The following is a 6,063-nucleotide window of genomic DNA, read 5'->3' as shown; positions in this document are numbered from 1 at the left end:
TATCACCAATACCAATGCACAACTTGGACACAATCCTCGAAATCTTAACATTCAACACTTCTGATTTATTAGATACCAATATTGTTTCTTTTGCTATCAAAAATAATCTCGTAATTAAGGAAAGATTAGAAGAATTACGTTCACAAAAAGAATTAATATCCATTAGTTGTATTACTTATTTTGAGGTTAAAAAATGACAAGATCACACCATTCCCAATCTACATCATTTTCTAGACGAACATTGCGATCGCTCAGTCGCAATTCCCAATCATTTGCTAACATTGCCGCTACCGTAATTAAACCCAATGGGGGATTAGTAGCCCGCAGATTTGCTAAATCAAGAGTTTCCTGATAAGAACAAAAAGAATAGGCATTATCGGCCAGATTAATAAAGCTTTCATCAAGCATATCCCCCTGATTTATTTTCCTATTTAAGCCCATTTAGTCTGAACTATAAAAGCTGGGTTCGTTACTTTTTATCTCTCTGGAGGTACAGATTTTTTAGTTTTATATCTAGAAAATAATTCCATAAGATAATCATGTTAAAAAAATTTTTGCAAACACCAATAACTAATCCCCAATGACGGCTAAAATGAGTCTTGTAACCGCCCCATTGACAAAGCGGGGAAGAGGAGATAAATAACGGATAATTATGGGTAAGCAGCGCGTTCTGTCGGGAGTTCAACCAACTGGTAATTTACACTTAGGTAACTATTTAGGTGCTATTCGTAACTGGGTAGAAATTCAAGATCAGTATGAAAATTTCTTTTGTGTGGTAGATTTACACGCTATCACCGTACCACATAATCCCGCCACTTTAGCGGCTGATACCTACACCATTGCGGCTTTATATCTAGCCTGTGGTATTGATTTACAATATTCTCACATTTTTGTACAATCTCATGTTTCTGCCCACAGTGAACTTTGTTGGTTACTCAACTGCATTACTCCCTTAAATTGGCTACAGGACATGATTCAATTTAAGGAAAAGGCACTTAAACAAGGTGAAAATGTCAGCGCTGGTTTATTGACATATCCAGTATTAATGGCTGCGGATATTTTGCTTTATCAAGCGGATAAAGTTCCTGTCGGTGAAGATCAAAAGCAACATTTAGAACTGGCGCGGGATATTGTTAACAGGTTTAATCATCAATTCGCTAAGGATAAACCTGTATTAAAGTTACCAGATCCTTTGATTAGAAAGGAAGGGGCAAGGGTAATGAGTTTGACAGATGGAACACGGAAAATGTCAAAATCAGATCCCTCGGAATTAAGCCGCATTAATGTTTTAGATTCACCTGAGCAAATTGTCAATAAGATTAAACGCTGTAAAACCGATCCAGTTCGCGGTTTAACCTTTGATGATGTAGAACGTCCCGAATGTCATAATTTATTAACCCTGTATACCCTATTAGCGGGAAAAACGAAGGAAACCGTAGCGGTCGAATGTGCAGATATGGGTTGGGGACAATTCAAACCTTTGTTAACAGAAACAGCGATTAATGCTTTAAAACCAATTCAGGATAAATATAAGGAGGTAATGGCAGATAAAGGCTATTTAGAGTCAGTTTTAAAAGATGGTAAAGAAAAAGCCGAGGCTATAGCTAATCAAACCTTAGCAGATGTAAAAGCAGCACTAGGTTATACAGTGCCATTATAAGTAGAATTGTATAGATGTTAGATTCCTTACCTCTTTGACCAGTCAGGGATCTGACTCATACTAAGGTTTAAACTAGAAAGTGTAATTCAGTTTACCTTTAAGAAAACCTCAAAATTAAATTTGCATCATGCAGAATAGCTATAGCACCAGTACATTAAACAACTTCCGCACCGCCGTAGCAGCAGGAGATTTTCTCATTACTGCTGAAGTTGCACCTCCGAAAGGGGGAGATATCACCCATACCATAGAAATGGCGGCGACTCTTAAGGGGAGAGTTCATGCTGTCAATATTACTGACGGTAGCCGCGCTGTGATGCGGATGTCTTCCTTGGTAGCTTCGGCAATTTTACTGCAAAATGGGATTGAGCCGATTTGTCAGTTTGCTTGCCGCGATCGCAATAGAATTGGATTACAAGCTGATTTAATGGGCGCTCATGCTTTGGGTATCCACAACATTTTAGCTTTAACTGGCGACCCGGTAAAAGCAGGTGATCATCCTCAAGCCAAAGCTGTTTTTGATTTAGAAGCTGTGCGATTATTGCAGTTAATTAGAAACATGAATCTGGGAGTTGATTTTAATGAAAAACCTTTAACTGATGGTAAATTAGACTTATTTGCGGGAGCGGCGGTAGATCCTCAATCTCCCAGTTGGTCCGGTTTACAAAGTCGGTTTGAAAAGAAAATAGCAGCCGGAGCGCAATTTTTTCAAAGTCAATTAATTACTGATTTTGAAATATTAGAAAAGTTCATGGATAAAATTGCTTGTGGTTACAATAAACCAATTTTGGCCGGAATTTTTCTCTTGAAATCGGCCAAAAATGCCCAATTTATTAACAAAGCTGTTCCCGGTGTGAATATTCCTGAACACATTATTGAGAGATTAGCTAAAGCAAAACATCCCCTCACAGAAGGAATGAAAATTGCTGCCCAACAGGTACAAATTGCTAAACAATTGTGTCAAGGAGTGCATATTATGGCAGTGAAGCGGGAAGATTTGATCGCGCCAATTTTGGATTTAGCAGGGGTAGAGAGCGTTACTTGTCATCAAAACAGTTAAACAATCAATTTTCTCAAAAATCCTTAATTTTTTGATTTCATCAAGTAGGGGTTTAGAAATACTAAAATCCTACTGCTTTTTCTTCTATTGTGCCAGCGGTTTTGGGCGATTTAAACCACATTTTACCTTCTTCTCTTTGCGCCTACCCTTCGGGATCTCTAAGAGAGATTGCGCGAAATAAAAACCGTGGTTTATTTACTAGCAAAATCACCGAATTTAATCATAATAGTGGTGCGTTAATGAAATGTAACGCACCCTACAAAATCTAATTACCTTATTTTACCGGAATTATATACGGTTCAACTAGCAGCAAAATCGGTAAATTTCCGTTTGTATGGAGCTTTAAAACCCAAAACTATATCTTGTTTAGGAACTCCAGCTTCTACTAATTCATTAGCTACTCCGATTTCTGTGCCATCGCGTTCAATCCAAATTTTGCCATCTTTAATTTCTACGTAAATAATACAACCAAATATTCGCGTTAGTTCTTGCCAACCAATATTAATAACTTGATAATGATCGCGCTCTGTATCAAATATCAATTTGACTTCTGTTTGATTATTTGGGCGATTTCTTGCGTGACCTTCCAGAATTGTTTGGACTATTTCTTTGTAATTTAGTCTCTCCATATCACAATCTCCTCTTGATCTGGGTTAAAAATCAGTAATTTTAGGTCATATTCGCCAATTATTCTTTGAATAAACTTCCGACTAAAAAACTCATTATAAACATCTATTGTCCATCCATCTTTTGTCAGGGCTGTTTTAACTGTATTATGAAATAAATCTTTAGCTGGCATACATAAATTAAACTTATTTAACCACTGTTAATAGCATAATATCTCAGATGAAAGGTTCAAAAGGCAATTAAAGATTTAGAAACATAAATTATAGTAACAAAACCCAGTTTATACCAAATTAAGTTGATTGATTTGTGAGGAAACAAGGGAAAGGCTATCAACCACGGATAAAAACCTAGGGTAGTTTAGCAATAGCGTAACCCACCGAATTTAATCATAAGAGTGGTGCGTTACTTCGTTAACACACCCTACAAAATCAGCGATTCCTGCGTAGCGCTTCGCTATCGCACTATTTAAAAATAGGAATCATATTCCATTGAGCATAACTAGCACCTACAGGACTGTCAACATGAATAGTTACAGTATCAGGATAAGCTGCACCAGGAGAACAGCTATTGCATCTTGCTAAATATTTGCCTGTATCTGCTTTCAGAGCATATTTACCATTGTCTAATAATTCTGGAGTGAATTGGGCATAAGGCGCAGAAGGATCTGTAACGTGAATTGTGGCAGAATCAGGATAACTACCACCAACAATGCAACTATTACATCTGGCCAAATATTTACCAGTATCTGCTTTGAGAGCAATTTTACCGTTACCTACATTCACAACTTCAAATTGGGCATAAGGTTGATCATTTGTAGGTTTGGTAATGTGAATTGTAGCCGTATCAGGATTATTACCTATAACATTCTGACAATTACGGCAACGAGAAAGCCATTTTCCTGTGTCAGCTTGTAAAGCTACTTTGTTGAATGTATTTGCGGTTTGTGCATTTGCACTTGTCACTGAAGGGGTGAAAACACCGACAATTACTAGCATTGTAACTAGCATAAAATGTACTAGTTTCTTCATGGATTTTTCCTCTTGATTAGTTTCTGTTGAATTGGGGTTTTTTCTTCCCACACTATTTAGACGTTTTACTCCCCCCATTTGTGAATTTTTTGAGTTATGGACAAATTTTCCCCCCCAAAAAAACCACCCTAAATCGCCATAACCCTTACCCCTCTTACCTTTTCAGCTTCTCCAAAATTCCCTCCACCTCCCCACGCACCGGATACAACAACTGCTGACTCAAAGCCCCTGTATAAGCCCGTCTAGCCCCCGACTTATCCCCCAAACCCATCATCACCCTCCCTAACCAGTAATCAGCCATGGCTGGGTTAAATAACCTCAACTCCTGACATCCTTGAGCAGCTACCTCCCACCACCGTTTACTAGCCTTAGCATTCTTCAAAACTCGATAACTTTCCCCCAACCAAAACGCCGCCGGTACGGATTGCAAATAACCTGCATCTGGTAAAAGCTCCCATGCCTTTTTTAAGGCTTCCACGGCTTCCCGATATTGACGAGCCAAAATCAACACCTGTCCATGATGTAACCAAGTATCCGCTAACAGAGGTTGTAGTTTTGTCCCCTGTTGAGAAACCTGACAACCCCGTTCAATATCTTGAAAATGTTCCACCAATACCCGCCCCGCAGTCGTCCACATACTCCAGCATTCAGGAAAGCGCGTTAACATCTCCTCCACTATGGAAGCAAGAATCGTTTTACTCTTCACTGGATCAGGTGCAAAGGGTAAAATTTCACACAACCTCCGATAAATTTCCCGATCATGGGGATACAGATAATACGCCTTCTCCATCATTTTCGCCCCTTGCTGGTATTCCCCTGTGTGGAATAAGCATCGCCCATAATAATACCAACCGTAGGGATAATTGGGGCATTCGGTGGTAAATTTGGCTAATACCTTCACCCCTTGCGCCCAATCCCCTCGTAAAATGTGATAGTAGGCTAAGGACTTATGGACTTCAACACTATGGGGAATTGTTCCTAGTAAGGAGGTAATCATTTTTTTAGTGATTTTCCCCTCTTCACCGGATACCATTCTCGCCAGCAAACGTTGATCAATTTGTCGTTGTATTACTCGAAAATCATCACCAGCTAGGGCTATAAGGCTGTTAAACCTCTCTTTCGCCGTTTGTATATCCCCCACCACCATCAGGGCATCATAGCTGTAAATCAGGGACATAACATCATCTGGATTAATTACTAAAACCGGCTCTAGGGTGCGGATAATACCCAGGGGATCTTCTACATTTTGATATACCTGTGACAAAGCCAGTCGGTGAAATACTTGATCAGGTTCTGAATTTATGGCTAAATTAAAGGCTGTGAGAGCTTTTTCATTGTCACCTTTGCAAGTTGCAATCAATCCTTGTATATAATGCTGAGTTACTGGATTTTCAGACAAAAATAGGGCTGTATCATAGGTTTGTAAAGCCTCCTTTTCTTGTCCCATTAACTGCAATATCTTTGCCAATTTTAGATGCACATCAAGTAGTTGAGCTTGTCGTTCAATTACTTGATTATATTCGATAATAGCTTGTGACCAGTTTCCTATTTCGTAAAGCAAATCAGCTAATTCTAATCTTTTTTTCCATCCTTGAGGATATTTTTCAATGTACTTGTTTAAAGTGATAATTTTCTGCTGTTGTCTGGCTGATTTTGCTGCTGTAAATAACTGAACATTCATCTTTAGCCCA

The 6,063-nt window shown here is 38.7% G+C and carries 6 protein-coding genes and 2 pseudogenes; 3 read left to right on the top strand and 5 right to left on the bottom strand.

Features of this window, described 5'->3' with window-relative positions; translation table 11 throughout:
* Positions 1 to 197, top strand: a pseudogene (locus ACIR131C_RS26655) (hypothetical protein); the annotation flags it as partial.
* On the opposite strand, the pseudogene ACIR131C_RS0106225 reads toward ACIR131C_RS26655, so the two are convergent.
* A pseudogene (locus ACIR131C_RS0106225) lies at positions 193 to 401 on the bottom strand (B12-binding domain-containing radical SAM protein); the annotation flags it as partial. The pseudogenes ACIR131C_RS26655 and ACIR131C_RS0106225 overlap by 5 nt on opposite strands.
* A gap of 251 nt (positions 402 to 652) precedes the next feature.
* Between ACIR131C_RS0106225 and trpS the strand changes: the two are divergent.
* Positions 653 to 1,660: a tryptophan--tRNA ligase gene (gene trpS / locus ACIR131C_RS0106220; RefSeq protein WP_028082400.1), complete on the top strand. Its 1,008-nt coding sequence runs from the start codon at positions 653 to 655 to the stop codon at positions 1,658 to 1,660.
* Positions 1,661 to 1,787: 127 nt separating this feature from the next.
* Positions 1,788 to 2,717, top strand: coding sequence for a methylenetetrahydrofolate reductase (locus tag ACIR131C_RS0106215; RefSeq protein ID WP_028089509.1), 930 nt, complete (start codon positions 1,788 to 1,790; stop codon positions 2,715 to 2,717).
* Positions 2,718 to 3,016: 299 nt separating this feature from the next.
* On the opposite strand, the gene ACIR131C_RS0106210 is transcribed toward ACIR131C_RS0106215, so the two are convergent.
* From ACIR131C_RS0106210 to ACIR131C_RS0106195, 4 genes are all read right to left on the bottom strand, one after another.
* Positions 3,017 to 3,346 (bottom strand): XisI protein, encoded by a 330-nt coding sequence (locus ACIR131C_RS0106210; protein WP_028082398.1) that lies wholly within the window; start codon positions 3,344 to 3,346, stop codon positions 3,017 to 3,019.
* A complete protein-coding gene (locus ACIR131C_RS0106205; protein ID WP_028082397.1) occupies positions 3,334 to 3,516 on the bottom strand; it encodes an element excision factor XisH family protein in 183 nt (60 codons plus the stop codon). Before ACIR131C_RS0106205 ends, ACIR131C_RS0106210 begins: the two co-directional genes overlap by 13 nt.
* A gap of 289 nt (positions 3,517 to 3,805) precedes the next feature.
* Entirely contained in the window at positions 3,806 to 4,372 is a 567-nt protein-coding gene (locus ACIR131C_RS0106200) for a fascin domain-containing protein (protein ID WP_155963028.1), read from the bottom strand.
* Positions 4,373 to 4,526: 154 nt separating this feature from the next.
* A complete protein-coding gene (locus ACIR131C_RS0106195) occupies positions 4,527 to 6,053 on the bottom strand; it encodes a tetratricopeptide repeat protein (RefSeq protein ID WP_196811735.1) in 1,527 nt (508 codons plus the stop codon).
* Between the last annotated feature and the right edge of the window lie 10 nt (positions 6,054 to 6,063).

The organism is Dolichospermum circinale AWQC131C, assembly GCF_000426905.1.
GTDB lineage: Bacteria > Cyanobacteriota > Cyanobacteriia > Cyanobacteriales > Nostocaceae > Dolichospermum > Dolichospermum circinale.
This window is presented reverse-complemented; position numbering and strand designations above follow the sequence as displayed.

Bases quoted from the DNA above. Each gene is read 5' to 3' on its own strand.
- trpS (WP_028082400.1), top strand. From the start codon at position 653: ATGGGTAAGCAGCGCGTTCTGTCGGGAGTTCAACCAACTGGTAATTTA.
- ACIR131C_RS0106215 (WP_028089509.1), top strand. From the start codon at position 1,788: ATGCAGAATAGCTATAGCACCAGTACATTAAACAACTTCCGCACCGCC.
- ACIR131C_RS0106210 (WP_028082398.1), bottom strand. From the start codon at position 3,346: ATGGAGAGACTAAATTACAAAGAAATAGTCCAAACAATTCTGGAAGGT.
- ACIR131C_RS0106205 (WP_028082397.1), bottom strand. From the start codon at position 3,516: ATGCCAGCTAAAGATTTATTTCATAATACAGTTAAAACAGCCCTGACA.
- ACIR131C_RS0106200 (WP_155963028.1), bottom strand. From the start codon at position 4,372: ATGAAGAAACTAGTACATTTTATGCTAGTTACAATGCTAGTAATTGTC.
- ACIR131C_RS0106195 (WP_196811735.1), bottom strand. From the start codon at position 6,053: ATGAATGTTCAGTTATTTACAGCAGCAAAATCAGCCAGACAACAGCAG.